At 70.4% G+C, this 16754-nt stretch carries 19 protein-coding genes; 9 read left to right on the top strand and 10 right to left on the bottom strand.

Annotated elements, in window-relative coordinates; translation table 11 throughout:
* Window position 1: 1 nt before the first annotated feature.
* Complete coding sequence (locus tag ASF49_RS13025) at window positions 2–910, bottom strand: alpha/beta hydrolase (protein ID WP_056473401.1); 909 nt, start codon at window positions 908–910, stop codon at window positions 2–4.
* A gap of 111 nt (window positions 911–1021) precedes the next feature.
* The gene (locus tag ASF49_RS13030) at window positions 1022–2005 is read right to left on the bottom strand and encodes a lytic transglycosylase domain-containing protein (RefSeq protein WP_056473403.1); all 984 of its coding nucleotides are present in this window, start codon (window positions 2003–2005) and stop codon (window positions 1022–1024) included.
* Between the two features lie 138 nt (window positions 2006–2143).
* On the opposite strand from ASF49_RS13030, the gene ASF49_RS13035 reads away from it, so the two are divergent.
* The 4 genes from ASF49_RS13035 (at window position 2144) to ASF49_RS13050 (ending at window position 5645) form a co-directional block, all read left to right on the top strand.
* Window positions 2144–3772, top strand: coding sequence for an ABC transporter ATP-binding protein (locus ASF49_RS13035; RefSeq protein ID WP_056473405.1), 1629 nt, complete (start codon window positions 2144–2146; stop codon window positions 3770–3772).
* Window positions 3773–3782: 10 nt separating this feature from the next.
* Complete coding sequence (locus ASF49_RS13040; protein WP_056473408.1) at window positions 3783–5003, top strand: phosphopentomutase; 1221 nt, start codon at window positions 3783–3785, stop codon at window positions 5001–5003.
* Window positions 5004–5023: 20 nt separating this feature from the next.
* Window positions 5024–5215 (top strand): DUF1192 domain-containing protein, encoded by a 192-nt coding sequence (locus tag ASF49_RS13045; protein WP_056473410.1) that lies wholly within the window; start codon window positions 5024–5026, stop codon window positions 5213–5215.
* 220 nt (window positions 5216–5435) lie between these two features.
* Window positions 5436–5645 carry a hypothetical protein gene (locus ASF49_RS13050; RefSeq protein WP_056473412.1) on the top strand — a complete coding sequence of 70 codons (210 nt, stop codon included), beginning with the start codon at window positions 5436–5438 and terminating at the stop codon, window positions 5643–5645.
* A gap of 10 nt (window positions 5646–5655) precedes the next feature.
* Here ASF49_RS13050 and ASF49_RS13055 read toward each other — a convergent pair whose 3' ends face one another.
* Window positions 5656–6768: a helix-turn-helix transcriptional regulator gene (locus ASF49_RS13055; RefSeq protein WP_056473413.1), complete on the bottom strand. Its 1113-nt coding sequence runs from the start codon at window positions 6766–6768 to the stop codon at window positions 5656–5658.
* Window positions 6769–6999: 231 nt separating this feature from the next.
* Here ASF49_RS13055 and ASF49_RS13060 point away from each other — a divergent pair, with 231 nt between their 5' ends.
* The 5 genes from ASF49_RS13060 (at window position 7000) to ASF49_RS13080 (ending at window position 10532) form a co-directional block, all read left to right on the top strand.
* A complete protein-coding gene (locus ASF49_RS13060) occupies window positions 7000–7638 on the top strand; it encodes a TetR/AcrR family transcriptional regulator (RefSeq protein ID WP_056473417.1) in 639 nt (212 codons plus the stop codon).
* An 86-nt stretch (window positions 7639–7724) separates the two neighbouring features.
* Window positions 7725–8177 carry a DUF2852 domain-containing protein gene (locus ASF49_RS13065; RefSeq protein ID WP_056473419.1) on the top strand — a complete coding sequence of 151 codons (453 nt, stop codon included), beginning with the start codon at window positions 7725–7727 and terminating at the stop codon, window positions 8175–8177.
* Between the two features lie 195 nt (window positions 8178–8372).
* Complete coding sequence (gene upp / locus ASF49_RS13070) at window positions 8373–9014, top strand: uracil phosphoribosyltransferase (RefSeq protein WP_056473422.1); 642 nt, start codon at window positions 8373–8375, stop codon at window positions 9012–9014.
* A gap of 73 nt (window positions 9015–9087) precedes the next feature.
* The gene (locus tag ASF49_RS13075; RefSeq protein ID WP_056473425.1) at window positions 9088–10098 is read left to right on the top strand and encodes an NAD(P)H-quinone oxidoreductase; all 1011 of its coding nucleotides are present in this window, start codon (window positions 9088–9090) and stop codon (window positions 10096–10098) included.
* 131 nt (window positions 10099–10229) lie between these two features.
* Window positions 10230–10532: a hypothetical protein gene (locus ASF49_RS13080; protein ID WP_056473427.1), complete on the top strand. Its 303-nt coding sequence runs from the start codon at window positions 10230–10232 to the stop codon at window positions 10530–10532.
* Window positions 10533–10557: 25 nt separating this feature from the next.
* Here ASF49_RS13080 and ASF49_RS13085 read toward each other — a convergent pair whose 3' ends face one another.
* The 7 genes from ASF49_RS13085 to ASF49_RS13115 form a co-directional block, all read right to left on the bottom strand.
* Window positions 10558–11439: a 3-hydroxybutyryl-CoA dehydrogenase gene (locus tag ASF49_RS13085; RefSeq protein ID WP_056473429.1), complete on the bottom strand. Its 882-nt coding sequence runs from the start codon at window positions 11437–11439 to the stop codon at window positions 10558–10560.
* A 203-nt stretch (window positions 11440–11642) separates the two neighbouring features.
* Window positions 11643–12590 (bottom strand): electron transfer flavoprotein subunit alpha/FixB family protein, encoded by a 948-nt coding sequence (locus ASF49_RS13090; protein WP_056473431.1) that lies wholly within the window; start codon window positions 12588–12590, stop codon window positions 11643–11645.
* A 101-nt stretch (window positions 12591–12691) separates the two neighbouring features.
* Entirely contained in the window at window positions 12692–13441 is a 750-nt protein-coding gene (locus ASF49_RS13095; protein ID WP_056473434.1) for an electron transfer flavoprotein subunit beta/FixA family protein, read from the bottom strand.
* A 272-nt stretch (window positions 13442–13713) separates the two neighbouring features.
* Window positions 13714–14286, bottom strand: a complete 573-nt coding sequence (locus ASF49_RS13100; protein WP_056473435.1) for a cob(I)yrinic acid a,c-diamide adenosyltransferase — start codon at window positions 14284–14286, stop codon at window positions 13714–13716.
* 162 nt (window positions 14287–14448) lie between these two features.
* A complete protein-coding gene (locus tag ASF49_RS13105) occupies window positions 14449–15063 on the bottom strand; it encodes an acyloxyacyl hydrolase (RefSeq protein WP_056473436.1) in 615 nt (204 codons plus the stop codon).
* 131 nt (window positions 15064–15194) lie between these two features.
* Window positions 15195–16487 (bottom strand): AmpG family muropeptide MFS transporter, encoded by a 1293-nt coding sequence (locus tag ASF49_RS13110; RefSeq protein ID WP_056473439.1) that lies wholly within the window; start codon window positions 16485–16487, stop codon window positions 15195–15197.
* A gap of 10 nt (window positions 16488–16497) precedes the next feature.
* On the bottom strand, window positions 16498–16683 hold the full coding sequence (locus ASF49_RS13115) for a twin transmembrane helix small protein (RefSeq protein ID WP_056474339.1): 186 nt from the start codon (window positions 16681–16683) through the stop codon (window positions 16498–16500).
* Window positions 16684–16754 lie beyond the last annotated feature (71 nt).

Genomic DNA, 16754 nt, shown 5'->3' on the forward strand with positions numbered 1-16754 from the left:
CCTAGCGGGCGATCATCCGCGCCTGCTGCGGCCGGTCGCCGGCATGCTGGCGCAGGAACGCTGCCATCTCGGCGAGTTCGGGCGCCTTGGAGCGGAAGGTCACGGACAGCGCCAGCAGCGTGTCGGCATGGTCGAGGCCGGCATAGATCCGCTCCTGCACCGGCACGCGGACGGCGCGCAGGCGGGCGGCGAGGTTGCGGGTGTTCGACGGCCGTACCGTGGTGTCACCGTCGCCCGAGGCGAGGAAGGCCGGCGGCGAGTGCGGACCCGCGAAGGTGATCGGCTGGGTCGCGGCCTTGTCGGGAGCCTCGCCGAACAGCTCCGTGGCGGTGCCGGCATCGAGGGGCAGGAAGTCGTAGGGACCGGACAGGCCGGCCACCGCGCGGATCACCCGCGGGTCGACGCCCGCCCGGCGCAGGTAGGCGGGGTTCAGCCCGAGCATCACCGCATTGTAGGCGCCCGCCGAGTGCCCGGCGAGCACGACCCGGCTCGGGTCGCCGCCATAGGCGGCGATGTTCCGCTCGACCCAGGCCAGGGCCTGCGCGCCGTCGTCGAGGAAGTCGGGGAAGCGGACCTCCGGGTAGAGCCGGTAATCCGGCAGCACCGTCACGAAGCCCTGGGCGGCCAGGGCCTGGCCGACGAAGGCATAATCCTCCTTCGCGCCGTTCTTCCAGGAGCCGCCGTAGAAGAACACCAGCACGGGCGCCCCGGTGGGGCCGGCCATGGGCGTGAAGACGTCGAGCCGCTGGCGCGGATGCGCGCCGAAGGCCGCGTCCTTCAGGCTGAGCCGTCCGCCCTGGTCGCGCGGACCGATCGCATCGAAGAAGGCGAGGGGCGAGCAGGCCGTGATGCCGAGCGCGACGAGCGCGAGTCCGGCGAGGCTGGCAAGGACGGCGAGAACCCGGTTCATGCAACTCTCTGTTGGGGCGCGTCCCCCCTGTGACAGGGCTGGCGCGGCGGATTCATGGCGTTCCGGGCCGTCCCGGCGCGCGCCCGACGGCGTCGCGGTCCGATGTCGCGGTCAGGTTCGCAGAACGAGGCAGGCGCCGCCGACCTGCCGGATCTTTCCGCAGAGCCCGTCGGCGGCCTCGCGGCTCTGGGCCGGGATGCGGACGCGGTAGAAGGCGCGCGTGCCGCGGCTGCGCAGGCGGGTTCCGATGATCATCGGACGAACATCGCCGATGACGCTTGTGTAGAGCTTCCGTGTCCGCGCGAAGCTCTGCAGGGCCAGGAACTTCGAGAAGTTTCCGGCGAGCTGGATGCCCCAGGGCGCCGCCGGTCCCTCGTTGCCGCCGAGGGCGAAGCGGTCGCCGCGCGACGGGATCCGCAGGGCCGCCGTCACCTTCAGGCAACTCGTCTCGGTCTCGGTCCTCGCCTCGGAACCCTTGGTGTCGGAACCCTTGGTTTCCAAACCCTTGGTTTCCGAACTCTTGGTTTCGGAAACCTTGGCCGCCGGGTCCTTCGCCTTCGGCTCGTCGCCCTCCGGCATCTCGACCGCGGCACCGGGGCGCCACGCTTCGGCGGGCGAGCCGGTGATCGCCAGCACGTAGTTGCGGGTCTCCGCCGGAAGGCCCCCGGTCCCCGCGAGCCAGGCCGAGACCCGGCCCGGCCCGCCGTTATAGGCCGCCGCCGCGAGGCCGAGATTGCCGAATTGCCGGTTGAGGTCGGCGAGGAGGTGGGCGGCGTGCGGGATCGCCTGCTCGGGGTCGAACGGGTCGGTCAGACCACGCTCGCGGGCCGTGCCGGGCATGAACTGCGCCACCCCCTGCGCACCCACGGGGCTCACCGCGCCGACGCGGAAGGCGCTCTCGCGCCAGATCAGCCGCGTCAGGAACGGTACGGGCAGGCCGCGCGCCTTGGCCGAGCCCTCGATGAGGCGGCACAGGGCCTGCTCGACCGTCTCGGTCGCCGCCTCGGCGGCGGCATTCGCCGGCCGGGCCGCGAGGGGGAGCACGAGGAGCAGGGCGAGGAGGGCTGCGGGGAGGCGGCGGAGGAACGAGGTCACCGGCGGGTTGTAGAGCGTGCGCGGCGCCGATCAATTACAAAGGCCGCCGACCGCGGCGCATCCGCGTTCGCCGATCCGGGATGCCCACGCTATAACGAAGGGGGCGACGACCTCCGCCGCGCTGCAGAACAGGCCTCGATGCCCGAAACGCTCCTCGACGTTCAGGACCTGTCGGTCGCCTTCCGCTCGCGGGAGCGCGAGACCCGCGCCGTGGACCGTGTCGGCTTCACGATCACGGCCGGCGAGACCCTGGCCCTCGTCGGCGAATCCGGCTCGGGCAAATCGGTCACCGCCCTCTCGATCCTGCGCCTCCTCGACGGCAGCGCCTATCATCCCGGCGGCCGCATCCTGTTCAAGGGCGAGGACCTGCTGAGCCTGCCGGAGAAGCGGCTGCGCGGCATCCGCGGCGCCGACATCACCATGGTGTTCCAGGAGCCGATGACCTCCCTGAACCCGCTGCACACGATCCAGCGGCAGATCGGCGAGGTGCTGGAGGTGCATCGCGGCCTGTCGGGCCGCAAGGCGCGGGCGCGCATCCTCGAACTCCTCGAACTCGTCGGCCTGCGCGACGCCGAGCGCCGCCTCAACGCCTATCCGCACGAGCTCTCGGGCGGCCAGCGCCAGCGCGTGATGATCGCCATGGCGCTCGCCTGCGAGCCCGACCTGCTGGTGGCCGACGAGCCGACCACCGCCCTCGACGTGACGGTGCAGGCGCAGATCCTGACCCTGCTGGCGGACCTGCAGAAGCGCCTCGGCATGGCGATGCTGTTCATCACCCACGATCTCGGCATCGTGCAGCGCATCGCCGACAACGTCTGCGTCATGCTCGCCGGCCGCATCGTCGAGGCCGGCCCCGTGGCGGAGATCTTCGCCCGGCCGCAGCACGAGTACACCCGGCGCCTGCTCGCCTCGGAGCCGAAGGGCCGGGCCAACCCGGTGCCGGCGGACGCCGCGCCCCTGCTGGAAGCCGGCCCCCTCAAGGTGTGGTTCCCGATTCGGGAGGGCCTGCTGCGCCGGATCACCAGCCACGTGAAGGCGGTGGACGGGGTCTCCCTGCGCGTCCGGGCCGGCGAGACCATCGGCGTCGTCGGCGAATCCGGCTCGGGCAAGACCACCCTCGGCCTGGCGCTCCTGCGGCTCACCGGCTGCGAGGGGCCGATCGTCTTCCTCGGCCGCTCCATCGCGGGCCTGCCGCCCGCCGCCATGCGCCCGGTCCGCCGCGACATGCAGGTGGTCTTCCAGGACCCCTACGGCTCGCTCTCGCCGCGCATGACGGTGGCCGACATCGTCGCCGAGGGGCTCGTGGTCCAGGGTGCGGTGAAGACGCGGGCCGAGCGCCAGGCGGTCGTCGCCAAGGCGCTGACCGATGTGGGTCTCGATCCGGCGACCATGAACCGCTACCCGCACGAGTTCTCCGGCGGCCAGCGCCAGCGCATCGCCATCGCCCGCGCCATCGTGCTCAAGCCGAAATTCGTGGTGCTCGACGAGCCGACCTCGGCCCTCGACCGTTCGGTCCAGGCCCAGATCGTCACCCTCCTGCGCGACCTCCAGCGCGAGCGCGGCCTCGCCTACCTCTTCATCAGCCACGACTTGAAGGTGGTGCGGGCGCTCGCGAACTACGTGCTGGTGATGCAGAACGGCCACGTCGTCGAGGAGGGGCCGGCCGAGGCGATCTTCGCCGCACCCCAGACCGCCTACACCCAGGCGCTGTTCGCCGCCGCCTTCGATCTCCAGAGCGACGCGGTCGCCGACCCGATCCCGGCCTGAGGGAAGCCCGATGGCCCGCGCCTTCCTCATCGTGCTCGATTCCGTCGGCATCGGCGGCGCCCCGGACGCCGACCGCTACGGCGATGCCGGGTCCGACACGGTCGGGCACATCGCCCGCGCCTGCGCCGAGGGGCGCGGGGACCGGGCCGGTCTGCGCGCGGGGCCTCTGGCGCTTCCGAACCTGACCCGCCTGGGCCTCGGCCTCGCCGCGAAGGGCGCGACCGGTGCGGTGCCGCCGGGCCTCGACCTCTCCGGTGCCCCGGCGGGGGCCTACGGCCACGCGGTCGAGACCGCCGCCGGCAAGGACACGCCCTCGGGCCACTGGGAGATCACCGGCGTACCGGTCCGCGATCCCTGGGGACACTTTCCCGTCGCGGTCCCGACCTTCCCGGCCGCCCTGACCGAGGCGCTGATCGCGCAGGCCGGCCTGCCGGGCATCCTCGGCGATTGCCACGCCGCCGGGGTCGCGATCATCGACGGCCTCGGCGCCGAGCACGTCCGGACGGGCAAGCCGATCTGCTACACCTCCGCCGACAGCGTCTTCCAGATCGCGGCGCACGAGAACAGCTTCGGGCTGGAGCGCCTCTACGCCACCTGCCGGATCGCCCGCGATCTCTGCGATCCCTACCGGGTCGGCCGCGTCATCGCCCGTCCCTTCGTCGGCAGCGCCGCGGAGGGGTTCCGGCGCACCGCCAATCGCAAGGACTACGCCGTCGAGCCGCCGGGCCGCACCCTGCTGGACGTGTTGGACGCCGCGGGCCGGAGCGTCGTCAGCGTCGGCAAGATCGGCGACATCTACGCCCATCGGGCGACGGGCCGGGAGATCAAGCCCGGCGGCAACGCCGCCTGCCTCGACGCGGCGCTCGCGGCCTTCGCGGCGCTGCCGGAGGGCGGGCTCGTCTTCCTCAACCTCGTGGATTTCGACACCGAATACGGCCACCGCCGCGACGTGGCGGGTTACGCCGCAGAGCTCGAACGCTTCGACGCGCGCCTGCCCGAGATCCAGCGCGTCCTTCGCCCCGGCGACCTCTGCGTGATCACCGCGGATCACGGCAACGACCCGACCTGGGCCGGGACCGAGCATACCCGCGAACAGGTTCCCGTGCTGGCCTTCGGACCGGGGATCGCGCCGGGGTCGATCGGGCGTCGCGAGAGCTTCGCCGATATCGGCGCGACCCTGGCGTATCACCTCGGAACGACCCGGCTGGATGCGGGAACATCCTGGCTCTGACGCACGATTGGGAGACGATCATGAGGGACGAGGACGATCGCGCCGCCGGACAGACCATCGCGCACCGGGTCGGCGAACCCCTCGACACGCTGTCCGTCGAAGATCTGGAGGAGCGAATCGGGCTCCTGCGCTCGGAGGTGGAGCGCCTCGAGGCGGCACGCCTCGCCAAGAAGGCGGCCCTCGAACGGGCGAGCTCGCTGTTTCGCCTGTAAAAGCCCTGTGCCCGAAGGATTTGTGACAAACCTCCGGCTTTGAGGACGGAATCTTCATCCTCCCCCAAATGGGGGATGAAGGGCCGCTGCCCGCGCGCTTCAATGTCGCACGGAACCATGAGCGAGGGCGGTCATGCTAGAGAAATGGACAAGGGCGCCATGGATGCGCCGGCGACTTGCACGGCACGTTCAGCGGGGCACCAGCGATCGGGTGATCGCGTTGCTGATCAATCCCGCGACGGCGGCCCCGCCGAGCCAGACCCTGAACGACGCAGATCCGTCCACGGAGCTTCGGCCGAGCGAAATTCCCGCAGGCGAGATCCGGCAGGCCGGCATGAGTGCCGATCCGTCCACCCGGTACGATCTCTCGAACGTCATCCTGTTCCGCGCCCTGGCCTTCGATCGGGCCAGCGGTCGCGACGCCCGGTGACCGCGGGCGGTCACCGGACCAGACTGAACCCCGAGATCAGCCGGGCGAGATCGACCTGACGGGTGACGCCGGTCTTGGCGAAGATCGCCTTGACCTGACTGCGGATGGTGCCCTCACCGACGCTCTGTTGCGTGGCGAGGAGCGAGATGGTGGCGCCGTCGGCGATGCCGCGCGCGATGCGCGCCTCGGCGGCCGTGAGGTCGAACAACCCGGCGAGAAGCTCGGTGCCGGGGACCGGACGCGGCAGGACCGGTGCGGCGACCATCAGCAGGGTGCCGCCGCCGAAGACATCCTGGGCCAGGCCGCGCATGGGCAGCAGGTGCAAGACCATGGCGGGGTCGTCGTCGCCGGCCGGGATCGGGATCGACCGCGCCGTCTGCGCCCGCCGCCCCGCGAGGACGTCGGCCAGCAGCGCATCCGCTCCCGGATGGGCGAGGGCGATCCGCTCGCGGTGATCCCGCACCACCCGCGGGACGAGGCCGGCGAAGCCCTCGTTTCGGTCGTGCAGGCGCCCGCCGGCACCCAGCACCGCGGCGGGCAGGCCCATCACCTCCAGGGCGCTCACGGCCGCCCGCGCACGCTCCAGCTTCAGCCGGGCCGAGACCAGGGCGGCCCGCCCCAGATGCGGCCGCAGGGTGTCGAGGATCTTGATCACGGCATGGGGCACCGGGCCGTCGACGTAGCGCCGCTCGACGCTGAAGATCAGCGTGTCGCCGGTGGTGAGCGGGCAGGCGGTGGCGACGCCCCAGCCCAGGCCGCGCGGGCGCAGGAACTGCTGGATCAGGACGTCCTGCTCCAGTTCCGCCTGCGTGTAGACGTCCTCCTCGCGGATGAAGCCGGCATGCCGGGCACCGAGGAGCCGCGCCGTGCGCTGGCCGGCGCCGCTCCAACCCCCGGAGGCGAAATCCGCCATGACCTGATCGAGCGACGCGGAATTGATCCACCGGTGCGACTCGAGGTCGGCCGCGATCAGAACCGTGCCCTGGGCACCGGCGATCTCGGCGAGCCGGTCGAGCACCGCCGGCCACCGTTCGGGCAGGACCGCGGCCTCGTAGATGAGGTCCGTCAGGGCCTCGAAGTCGTCCGGTCCCGATCGATCCTGCACGGCCCCCTGCACCCACATGTGTCTGGATCGTAAACACCATGCGGTCAAAGCGCGGCTCGCGGCAAGCTGCGTCACCGGCAAAATCCCGTGCTCCGCCCATGGGATAACGGAAACCGAGGGCGATTCGGAACCGCCCGGCCTCGGGAGGGCTCGAAAGCTGCGCCCTTCGTGTTAGGGGAGGGGATCAGGGGGAACCTTGAGCCCATCCGACCGGTCATGTCGATTCGGAGCGGGGGCGGGGAGTTTGGCGTGCGGCACTGGCGCGAAGGACCGGGCGACCGGCGAAGCTACCACCACGGCAACCTCAAGGAGGCGCTGATCGAGGCTGCGCGCCGCTTCATCGCCGAACGTGGGATCGGCGGCTTCACGCTGGTGGATGCCGCGCGCCTCGTCGGCGTCACGCCCGCGGCCCTCTACCGCCACTTCCGCGGCCGGGAAGCGCTCCTCGAAGAGGTGGCGGGCCGCGGCTTCGCCGATCTGGCCGAGCGCCTCGCCCGGGCGCTCACCGCGAAGGGCACCCCCCTGGAGCGCTTCACCCGGATGGGCGAGGCCTACCTCGCCTTCGCGGAGGAGGAGCCGGGCTACTACGCGGCGATCTTCGAGACCCGCGGCCTCGCCGCCGCGATCCCCAACGAGGCCGCGTCGACCCGGCCGAGCCCCTTCGATCTCCTGGTCGAGGCGCTGCAATCGACGTTTCCCGAGGGGTTCGGCGGCGCCCCGCCGCGCTTCATCGCCCTGGAGGTCTGGGCCCTCGCGCACGGCCTCGCGACCCTCTCGGCCTCCGGGCACCTGCCGAAGGCGTCCGGCATGCCGGACAAGTACGAACTTCTGCGGGCCGGCGTCCTCGCCCTCGTCCACGGGGCGGCCGGCAACCGGTCCCGGGAATAAGGACCGTCGGCACAGCCCGCCCCTTGAAAGCGCACGGGACCATCCGCAAGTGAATGTCGTTCACATTTACATTGGAGCCGTGAGCCGTGAGCTTCTCTTCCTCCCCCTTCACTACCGGGAAGGTCTGCCGTAGCGGCCCCTTCCCCAAGCGGTCCCTCGAAATCGGCGCGATCGTCGTCGCCTTCGTCTACTGGTGGCCCCTGGCCGCCGCCTACGTCGCCTGGAAGGTGGCGGGGTATCCCGCGCTCAGCGAATTGCGGGGCCTGGCCGGCCGCGGCCTCTCGTGGAACGCGGGCGCCACGCGCTCGCGCTTCGCCGCCGCGTTCGAGGCCGCCAATGGCGGCGGCACGGGCAATCGTGCCTTCGACGAGTATCGCCGGAGCGAGATCGAGCGCCTCGACGCCCAGCGCCGCGCCCTGCAGGAGGAGAGCCGCGCCTTCGCTGAATTCGTCGAAGAGCTGAAGCGGGCCAAGGACCGCGAGCAGTTCGACGCCTTCATGCAGAAGCGCCGCGGCGCGGACACCACCCGCTCGGTCTGACGCGCGGATTCATCTCCCTGCAACACGAGGGCTTCCGGTGCAGGCCGGGAGCCCTTTTTCGTGCGCGCGGCCGACTCGAACACCCTCGCTCGCGCTGCCGCGATGCTCTAGGAACGGTCCCGGTCTTGCCTCGGACCCGCCCTGCCCGGGATCCGAGCTCGGCCGCCTCAGACCTCGGCTTCTTGGAGATCAGCGATGCAGGCAGAAGCCGCGACCGTCCGGGTGGTGGATCACCCCCTGGTGCAGCACAAGCTGACCCTGCTGCGCCAGCGCGAGCGCTCGACCAAGGGCTTCCGCCAGATCCTTAACGAGATCGGCATGCTGCTGGCCTACGAGGTCACCCGCGACCTGCCCCTGGAATCCGTCACGATCGAGACGCCGATCCAGGCGATGGAGGCGCCCCAGATCGCCGGCAAGAAGCTGGTGCTGGCACCGATCCTGCGCGCCGGCGTCGGTTTCCTCGACGGCATGCTGTCCCTGGTGCCCTCTGCCCGGGTGGCGCATGTGGGCCTCTACCGCGATCCCGAGACGCTGAGGGCGGTGGAATACTACTTCAAGGCCCCCTCGGACCTCGTCGACCGGACGGTGCTGGTCCTCGACCCGATGCTGGCCACGGCGAATTCGGCGGTGGCGGCGATCAACCTCCTGAAGCAGCGCGGGGCGCAGGACCTGCGCTTCGTCTGCCTGCTCGCCGCTCCGGAAGGCATCGCCCGGCTCCAGGCGGCCCATCCCGACGTGCCGGTCTGGACGGCCGCCATCGACAGCCATCTCAACGACCACGGCTACATCGTGCCGGGCCTCGGCGATGCCGGCGACCGGATGTACGGGACCCGCTGAGGCCCGGAGCGGGCGCGACCTTGCCAAGCGCCGCTCCGGCGGCACATGACGGGGCTCCGAGGAGGAGACCCCGATGACAGCCAGCCTGCCCGAGACCATGCGACAGATCCGCTTCGACGGTGCCGGCGGGCCCGACGTGCTGGCCCTGGAGACGGTGCCGCTGCCGCAGCCCGGTCCCGGCCAGGTCCTGATCGAGGTCGTGGCCGCCGGCATCAACCGGCCCGACATCCAGCAGCGCGAGGGCAAGTATCCGCCGCCGAAGGGCGCCACCGAGATCCCCGGCCTCGAGGTCGCCGGCCGCATCGTCGCCCTGGGCGAGGGCGTCTCCGGATTCGCCATCGGCGACGAGGCCTGCGCCCTGGTGATCAGCGGCGGCTATGCCGAGTTCGCCGTGGCGGAGATCGGCCAGTGCCTGCCGAAGCCGTCGTCGCTCTCGCTGGTCGAGGCCGGCGGCCTGCCGGAGAACTACTTCACCGTCTACAGCACCGTGATCGAGCGCGGCCGCCTCAAGGCCGGCGAGGCCTTCCTCGTCCATGGCGGATCGAGCGGCATCGGCTCGACCGCGATCCAGATCGCCAGGCACCACGGCGCCCGCGCCTTCGCCACCGCCGGCTCGGCCGAGAAATGCGACTTCTGCCGCGAGCTCGGCGCCGAGGCCGCGATCAATTACCGCGAAGACGATTTCGTCGAGGCGGTGAAGCGGCTGACCGACGGCAACGGCGTCGACGTCATCCTGGACATGGTCGGGGCGCCCTACCTCGCCAAGAACCTCTCGGCCCTGGCGATCGAGGGGCGCCTCGTGCAAATCGCCTTCATGCAGGGCTACAAGGTCGACGCCTTCAGCATGACGCCGATCATGATGAAGCGCCTGACCTTCACCGGCGCGACGCTGCGGGCCCGGCCCAAGGCCGAGAAGGCGGCGATCGCCGAAGGCCTCGCCCGCGATGTCTGGCCGCTGCTCGAGGCCGGGACCATCCGCCCGGTGATCCACGCCACCTTCCCGCTGGAGGAGGCGCGCAAGGCCCACGAGCTGATGGAATCGAGCGCCCATCTCGGCAAGATCATGCTGGTGACTGGCCGCTAAGGCCGGAGCCGAGCGGAACTCCGCTCTCGACCGTCGCGTTTCAGATCCGAGCCAGAATCACGAGCGGGATTCACGGGAATCGACGCTCGGGTCGAAACGTCGGTCTTCAGGACCGTTCAAGCGAGGATCGCATGGTCGAGAAATTACACGGTCAGGAAGCCCGGCAGGGCAAGCGCGGCAAGCCGGTGCTCTACGTCCTCGTCGCCAGTCTCGTGCTGCTCGCGATCGCGATCACGGGCCTGATGACCTGGCAGGGCGCCAACTCGCCGAAGGACTATGCCAGTCAGAGCCAGGACGCCTCGCGCCAGGAAGTCACCGGCTCCGTGAAGGGCAGCTCGAACGCCACGTCGTCGTCGAACACCGGTTCGGTACCGACCGCGAACCCGGCCTATCCGAGCCCGGCCCAGCCGGCCGCCAACGGCAACAAGCAGTAGGACGGATCGCCCGTGCCGGTCCGCCTCAGCGGGTCGGCACGGGCGTCTCGCCGCGATAGTCGTAGAAGCCGCGCTTGGACTTGCGTCCGAGCCAGCCGGCCTCGACATACTTCACCAGCAGCGGACAGGGCCGGTACTTCGAGTCAGCCAGCCCCTCGTAGAGCACCTGCATCACCGACAGGCAGGTATCGAGGCCAATGAAGTCGGCGAGCTGCAGCGGACCCATCGGGTGGTTGGCACCGAGGCGCATCGCCGTGTCGATCGACTCCACCGAGCCGACGCCCTCATAGAGGGTGTAGATCGCCTCGTTGATCATCGGCAGCAGGATGCGGTTCACGATGAAGGCCGGAAAATCCTCCGACATCGTCGAGATCTTGCCGAGCTTGGCGATGAAGGCCTTCGCCGACTCGTAGGTCGGATCCTCCGTGGCGATGCCGCGGATCAGCTCGACGAGCTGCATCACCGGCACCGGATTCATGAAGTGGATGCCGATGAAGCGCTCCGGCCGATCGGTCGAGGCCGCCAGACGCGTGATCGAGATCGACGAAGTGTTGGTGGCGATCAGGGCATCCGGCTTCAGGGACGCGCAGAGCGTGCTGAAGATCTGGCGCTTGGTCGATTCGTCCTCGGTGGCCGCCTCGATCACGAGGTCGCAGGGCGCGAGGTCGTCGAAGGTCTCGGCCGCTACGATGCGGGAGACGGCGTGGCGGCGCTGCTCGTCGGCGATGCTGCCCTTGGCGACCTGACGCGCCAGGTTGCCGTCGACGGTGGCGAGGCCGTTGTGGATGCGGGCCGGGTCGCGGTCGTTCAGGCGGACGTCGAGCCCCGCCATCGCGCAGACATGGGCGATGCCGCTTCCCATCTGCCCGGCGCCGATGATGCCGACCGTCCTGATATCGATGCCCATCGTCTGCACTCGCACCCCTGGGGCATGCCTCCGTCGCGCTCCGGGCCCCCCGCCCGGCCGCCGAGGGCGCCCGCCTCGCTTATAACGTCCCGCGGCGGCAGCGTCCTAGAGCAATTCCATGCCGGAGACGCGGTTCGCGCGGGTGAACCGATGCGCCCGGGAGCGCACCGGTCCACCCGAACCCTTCGGGCCGGCGTTCCGGATCAGCCCTTGGCCTTGGCGATCTCGGATTGCAGCTCGGGCACGATCTGGAACAGATCGCCGACGAGGCCGTAATCCGCCACCTGGAAGATCGGCGCATCCTCGTCCTTGTTGATGGCGACGATGACCTTGGAGTCCTTCATGCCGGCGAGATGCTGGATCGCGCCCGAGATGCCGACGGCGACGTAGAGCTCCGGCGCCACGACCTTGCCGGTCTGGCCGACCTGCCAGTCGTTCGGGGCGTAGCCCGCATCCACGGCGGCGCGCGAGGCGCCCACGGCGGCGCCCAGGCTATCGGCCAGCGGCTCGATCAGCTCCTTGAACTTGTCTGACGAGCCGAGGGAGCGGCCGCCGGAGACGATGATCCTGGCCGCGGCCAGCTCCGGGCGGTCGGACTTGGCGATCTCCTCGCCCTTGAAGCTCGACTTGCCCGACGAGGCGGCCGCCTGGACCGGTTCGATCGACGCCGCGGCGCCGCCCTCGGCCGCCGGCTTGAAGGCCGCCATGCGGACGGTGATCACCTTCTTGCCCGCCCCGGCCTGCACGGTCTGGATCGCGTTGCCGGCGTAGATCGGACGCTCGAACGTGTCGGCGGAGACCACGCTGATGATGTCGGAGATCTGCGCCACGTCGAGGAGGGCGGCCACCCGCGGCAGCACGTTCTTGCCCGTGGTCGAGGCCGCCGCGACGACGACGTCGTAGGGCTCGGCCAGGGAGACCAGCAGGGCGGCGGTGGGCTCGGCGAGGAGATGGTCGTAGGCGGCGTCCTCGGCGAGCAGCACCTTCTCGACGCCGTCGAGCTTGGCGGCGGCCTCTGCGGCGGGGCGGCTGCCGGCGCCGGCCACGAGGGCATGGACCGGGCCGCCGAGGGAGACGGCAGCGGTCAGGGCCTTGAGGCTGGCGTCGCGGACCGCGCCGTTGTCGTGCTCGATGAGAAGAAGGGTGGCCATGGTGTGCGAACCTCGAAATCGATCAGCGGGAGGGTCCCGGACCCCGTCTCACCCGCCGCGGCGAGGCGGCGGGCTCTTGAAACCGTGGGAGGGGTGGGGGCTCAGAGAACCCCGGCCTCGCCCTTCAGCTTCTGCACGAGTTCGGCCGGGGACCCGACCTTGATGCCGGCCTTGCGCCCGGCGGGCTCCACCGTCTTGAGCACGGTGACCCGCGGGGTCACGTCGACGCCGAGGGCATCGGGAGCCAGTTCCTCGAGGGGCTTCTTCTTGGCCTTCATGATGTTGGGCAGCGAGGCGTAGCGCGGCTCGTTGAGGCGCAGGTCGGTGGTGACGATGGCCGGCAGGGTCAGCGTCACGGTCTGGAGGCCGCCGTCGATCTCGCGGGTGACGTCGATCGAGCCCTCGCCGAACTCCACCTTGAAGGCGAAGGTGCCCTGCGGCCAGTCGAGGAGCGCCGCCAGCATCTGGCCGGTCTGGTTCGAGTCGTCGTCGATGGCCTGCTTGCCGAGGATGACGAGGCCGGGGGCCTCCTTCTCGACCAGGGCCTTCAGGATCTTGGCCACCGCCAGCGGCTCGACCACGCCATCGGTCTTCACCAGGATCGCCCGGTCGGCGCCCATGGCGAGCGCGGTGCGGAGCGTCTCCTGCGCCTGTTGCGGTCCGATGGAGACGGCGACGATCTCGGTGACCTTGCCCTTCTCCTTGAGGCGAATCGCCTCCTCGACGGCGATCTCGTCGAAGGGGTTCATCGACATCTTGACGTTGGCGAGGTCCACGCCCGAACCGTCGGCCTTGACCCGGATCTTGACGTTGTAGTCGACGACCCGCTTGACGGGCACCAGAACCTTCATGGCGTTCACAATCCTCCGCGCGGATGATGTTCTTCGACCAGGCCGGCGCGGCGCGCAAAGGAACTCCGGGACAACCGGAGGTCCAGAACCCTGGTCATTGAGGCGGCGGACCGTAACGGCCTCATTTCCGCCTTGTCAACGCGCCCCGCGGCCGCCCACCGGGGGGAGGGCCGCCGAGGACGCCGACCGGGCAGACACCCGTCGGTTCGCGGTCCGGTTGGTATTCAAGATGCCTGGGTCTCGGCGAGACGGATTCCCCGCGCGTCCCGCTCTCAGCGATTCTTGCCGGGAACCCAGAGCACGTCGTCGGCGCCGTTGGAATTGGCGGTCCGGCTCGCCACGAACAGGAAATCCGAGAGCCGGTTGAGGTACTGCAGGGCCTCCGGCGAGACGATCTCGCCCTCGGTGGCCGCGAGCGCCACGGCCAGACGCTCGGCCCGCCGGCACACCGTCCGGGCGAGGTGCAGGGCGGCCGAGGCCGGCGACCCGCCGGGCAGCACGAAGGACTTCAGGGGCGACAGGTCGGCGTTCAGGGCGTCGATGTCGCGCTCGACCCGCTGCACCTGCGCGGCGACGATCCGCAGCGGCTCGTATTTCGGCGGCTCCGCGCTCTCCGGGGTCGCGAGGTCGGCGCCCAGGTCGAAAAGGTCGTTCTGGATCGCGCCGAGCAGGGCGTCGAGGCGCGGATCGGCGTGCAGCCGCACCAGCCCGATGCAGGCATTGGTCTCGTCGACGGTGCCGTAGGTCTCGATGCGCAGGTCCGCCTTGGAGCGCCGCTCGCCGCTGGCGAGCGCGGTCGACCCCTTGTCGCCGGTGCGGGTGTAGATGCGGTTGAGGGTGACCACGATGGCGTCCGATCCTGAGCGGGGCTGGCAGGAGCGGGAACCTAGCGCAGTTCGCCGCCGGTGGGAGTCGCCCGAGACGGGGTCGCGCGAAAAGCGGAAGGGCCGGTCCCACCTCGGCGGAACCGGCCCCGCGGGCTCACGGCGTGCTGGATCGCAGCGCGCTCAGAAGGTGTAGCCGAGCTTGCCGCCGAAATTGGTCAGGCCGCGGTTGTTCGCGCAGAGGCCGGCGTTCGACATGTGCTCGACGGTCGCCATGATGCTCCAGTGCTCGGTGAGCCGGAAGCCGAGGGCGGCCGCCTCGCGGAACAGCGGGTTGCAGCCCAGGGTGTTGAACCCGGCCGGGGCCGTGGGCTTGGGACCGGTATAGCCGTTATGGGCGCCGGCGCCGAAGAAGCCTTCGAGGAAGACGATGTTGTTCAGCGTCTGCGGGAAGAGGTCCACGGTCCAGGTCGCGCCGATATAGGCGTAGCTGGTACGGCCGCCGAAGTTGTAGCTGCCACCCACGGTCGGCCGGGGCACGAAGGCCTGCCAGAACGGGTCGATGCTCACGAGCGGCTTGGCGAACAGGATTTCGCCGTTGATGTTGTTGGTGTTGTGCTCGGCGCTGCCGGGATCCTGCACGGCCCCGCCGATGCGGACCTCGGAGACGATGCTCAGGGGCTTCACCGGGCTGGCATAGGCGGCCGGCGGCGCGGACGGGAAGTCGGCGGCCTGGACCGGCATGGCCGTGGCAAGTACGGCGGCAGCAACGGCGAGGCGGAACGTGTGGGAATGCATCGAGACGGTTCCGGTTTGACCGAACGTGTCTAGCATGGCCGCCCGCGACACCGTCAGACATCGGGGGCCTCCCGGCGGCGATAGCTGTGCGGTGAGACCTCCGGGCAACACCGGTCCCGGTGCCGGCTGCCTCAGGCCGCCGCGGCGGGCGCCATCGCCCCGGTCTCGCCCTGGCGGTGCCAGACGTGCCAGCACAGGACGGCGACCGGCACGCCGATGATGGAGGTCGCCACGAAGAACCAGGCGAAGCCCGTCGTCTCGATGACGAAGCCGGAGGCGCCGGCGAGCAGGCTGCCGGGGAGGGCGCAGAGGGACGTGAGGAGCGCGTACTGGCTCGCCGCGTGCTCGGAGGCGGCGAGCGACGACATGAAGGTGATCAGCACGATGGACGCGAAGGCGTAGGCGAAGCTGTCGATGCTCACCGCGATGGCGAAGGTCCAGAACGCGGTCCCGCCGTCGCCGCCGTGCAGCGCCAGGTAGGCGAGGCTGAGATGCGAAGCGGAGCCGAACACGGTCCCGGCCAGGAGGCTCGCCATCATGCCGATCCGCGGGACGACGTAGCCGGCCAGTAAGGTGCCCGCGAGGGCGACGCCGAAGCCGAACAGCTTGGTCACCGTGGCGATGTCGGTGTTGGAGTAGTGCAGGCTCTTGAAGAGCGGCATCGCCATCGCGCTGGCGACGTAGCCGGGCATGCGGAAGCCGGCGACCATGAGCAGGATCGGGACCGCCAGCGGACCCAGGCGGCGGACGAGGTCGCGGATCGGCGCCGCGATGGTCTCGACGATGCCCGGATGGTCGTGCGTCGCGGTCCGGTCGGTCTTGGGCTCGGGGGCGAGCAGGGCGGCGATCACTCCCGGCGCCATCGCCGCCGCCATGAAGAGGTAGGCCGCCCGCCAGCCATAGGCGTCGGCGAGGTAGAGGGCGCCGGCCCCGGCGACGAGGTTGCCGATGCGCCAGCCGATCTCGGCCCAGGACGACATCAGCGACTGGCGCTCGACCGGCGCCACGGTGATGCGCCATCCGTCGATGACCACGTCCTGCGTCGCGCCGGCGAAGCCGAGCGCCAGGGAGAACGCGATGGTCCAGGCGAGCCAATGGCCCGGGTCGCCGAAGGCGATGCCCGCGAGCGCCAGCATCACGCCGAGCTGCGAGACGATGATCCAGCCGCGCCGCCGCCCCACGAACCGACTGAGGAAGGGCGCATCGTAGCGGTCGAGGAAGGGTGCCCAGAGAAACTTGAACTTGTAGGCGAGGGTGAGCTCGCTCATCAGCCCGAGGATGCCGATGGGCACCTTGGCCTCCGACAGCCACGCCGATTGCGTGACGTAGACGAGGAGGAAGGGGATGCCCGAACTGAAGCCCAGGCCCAGCATCGCCGCGACCCGTCGGTCGAGGACCGAACTCAGGAACGATGCGGCGCCCATCGGCGCGCGATCAGGCCGAGCGCCACCAGACCACGCCCATGATGAAGATGATCGCCAGGAACTGCAGCAGCACGCGCAGGCGCATCAGCTTCTGCGAGAGGTTGGCGCTGCCCCCGCGCATCATGTTGAACAGGCCGAGGACCAGGACCACCGCCACCGCGACGCAGGCGAGGAGCACGAGAGTGTTGGAAGAGATCACGGCGTCCGTCTCGGTTCTGTCGGGTCGGGGAATGTTGCCCCCCATATGGACTCCGCGAGGGGAGGAGC

The organism is Methylobacterium sp. Leaf104 (assembly GCF_001422885.1).
Classification (GTDB): domain Bacteria; phylum Pseudomonadota; class Alphaproteobacteria; order Rhizobiales; family Beijerinckiaceae; genus Methylobacterium.

Coding starts and splice junctions, on each gene's coding strand:
- ASF49_RS13025 (WP_056473401.1), bottom strand. CDS start 910: ATGAACCGGGTTCTCGCCGTCCTTGCCAGCCTCGCCGGACTCGCGCTC.
- ASF49_RS13035 (WP_056473405.1), top strand. CDS start 2,144: ATGCCCGAAACGCTCCTCGACGTTCAGGACCTGTCGGTCGCCTTCCGC.
- ASF49_RS13040 (WP_056473408.1), top strand. CDS start 3,783: ATGGCCCGCGCCTTCCTCATCGTGCTCGATTCCGTCGGCATCGGCGGC.
- ASF49_RS13045 (WP_056473410.1), top strand. CDS start 5,024: ATGAGGGACGAGGACGATCGCGCCGCCGGACAGACCATCGCGCACCGG.
- ASF49_RS13055 (WP_056473413.1), bottom strand. CDS start 6,768: ATGTGGGTGCAGGGGGCCGTGCAGGATCGATCGGGACCGGACGACTTC.
- upp (WP_056473422.1), top strand. CDS start 8,373: ATGCAGGCAGAAGCCGCGACCGTCCGGGTGGTGGATCACCCCCTGGTG.
- ASF49_RS13075 (WP_056473425.1), top strand. CDS start 9,088: ATGACAGCCAGCCTGCCCGAGACCATGCGACAGATCCGCTTCGACGGT.
- ASF49_RS13080 (WP_056473427.1), top strand. CDS start 10,230: ATGGTCGAGAAATTACACGGTCAGGAAGCCCGGCAGGGCAAGCGCGGC.
- ASF49_RS13085 (WP_056473429.1), bottom strand. CDS start 11,439: ATGGGCATCGATATCAGGACGGTCGGCATCATCGGCGCCGGGCAGATG.
- ASF49_RS13090 (WP_056473431.1), bottom strand. CDS start 12,590: ATGGCCACCCTTCTTCTCATCGAGCACGACAACGGCGCGGTCCGCGAC.
- ASF49_RS13095 (WP_056473434.1), bottom strand. CDS start 13,441: ATGAAGGTTCTGGTGCCCGTCAAGCGGGTCGTCGACTACAACGTCAAG.
- ASF49_RS13105 (WP_056473436.1), bottom strand. CDS start 15,063: ATGCATTCCCACACGTTCCGCCTCGCCGTTGCTGCCGCCGTACTTGCC.
- ASF49_RS13110 (WP_056473439.1), bottom strand. CDS start 16,487: ATGGGCGCCGCATCGTTCCTGAGTTCGGTCCTCGACCGACGGGTCGCG.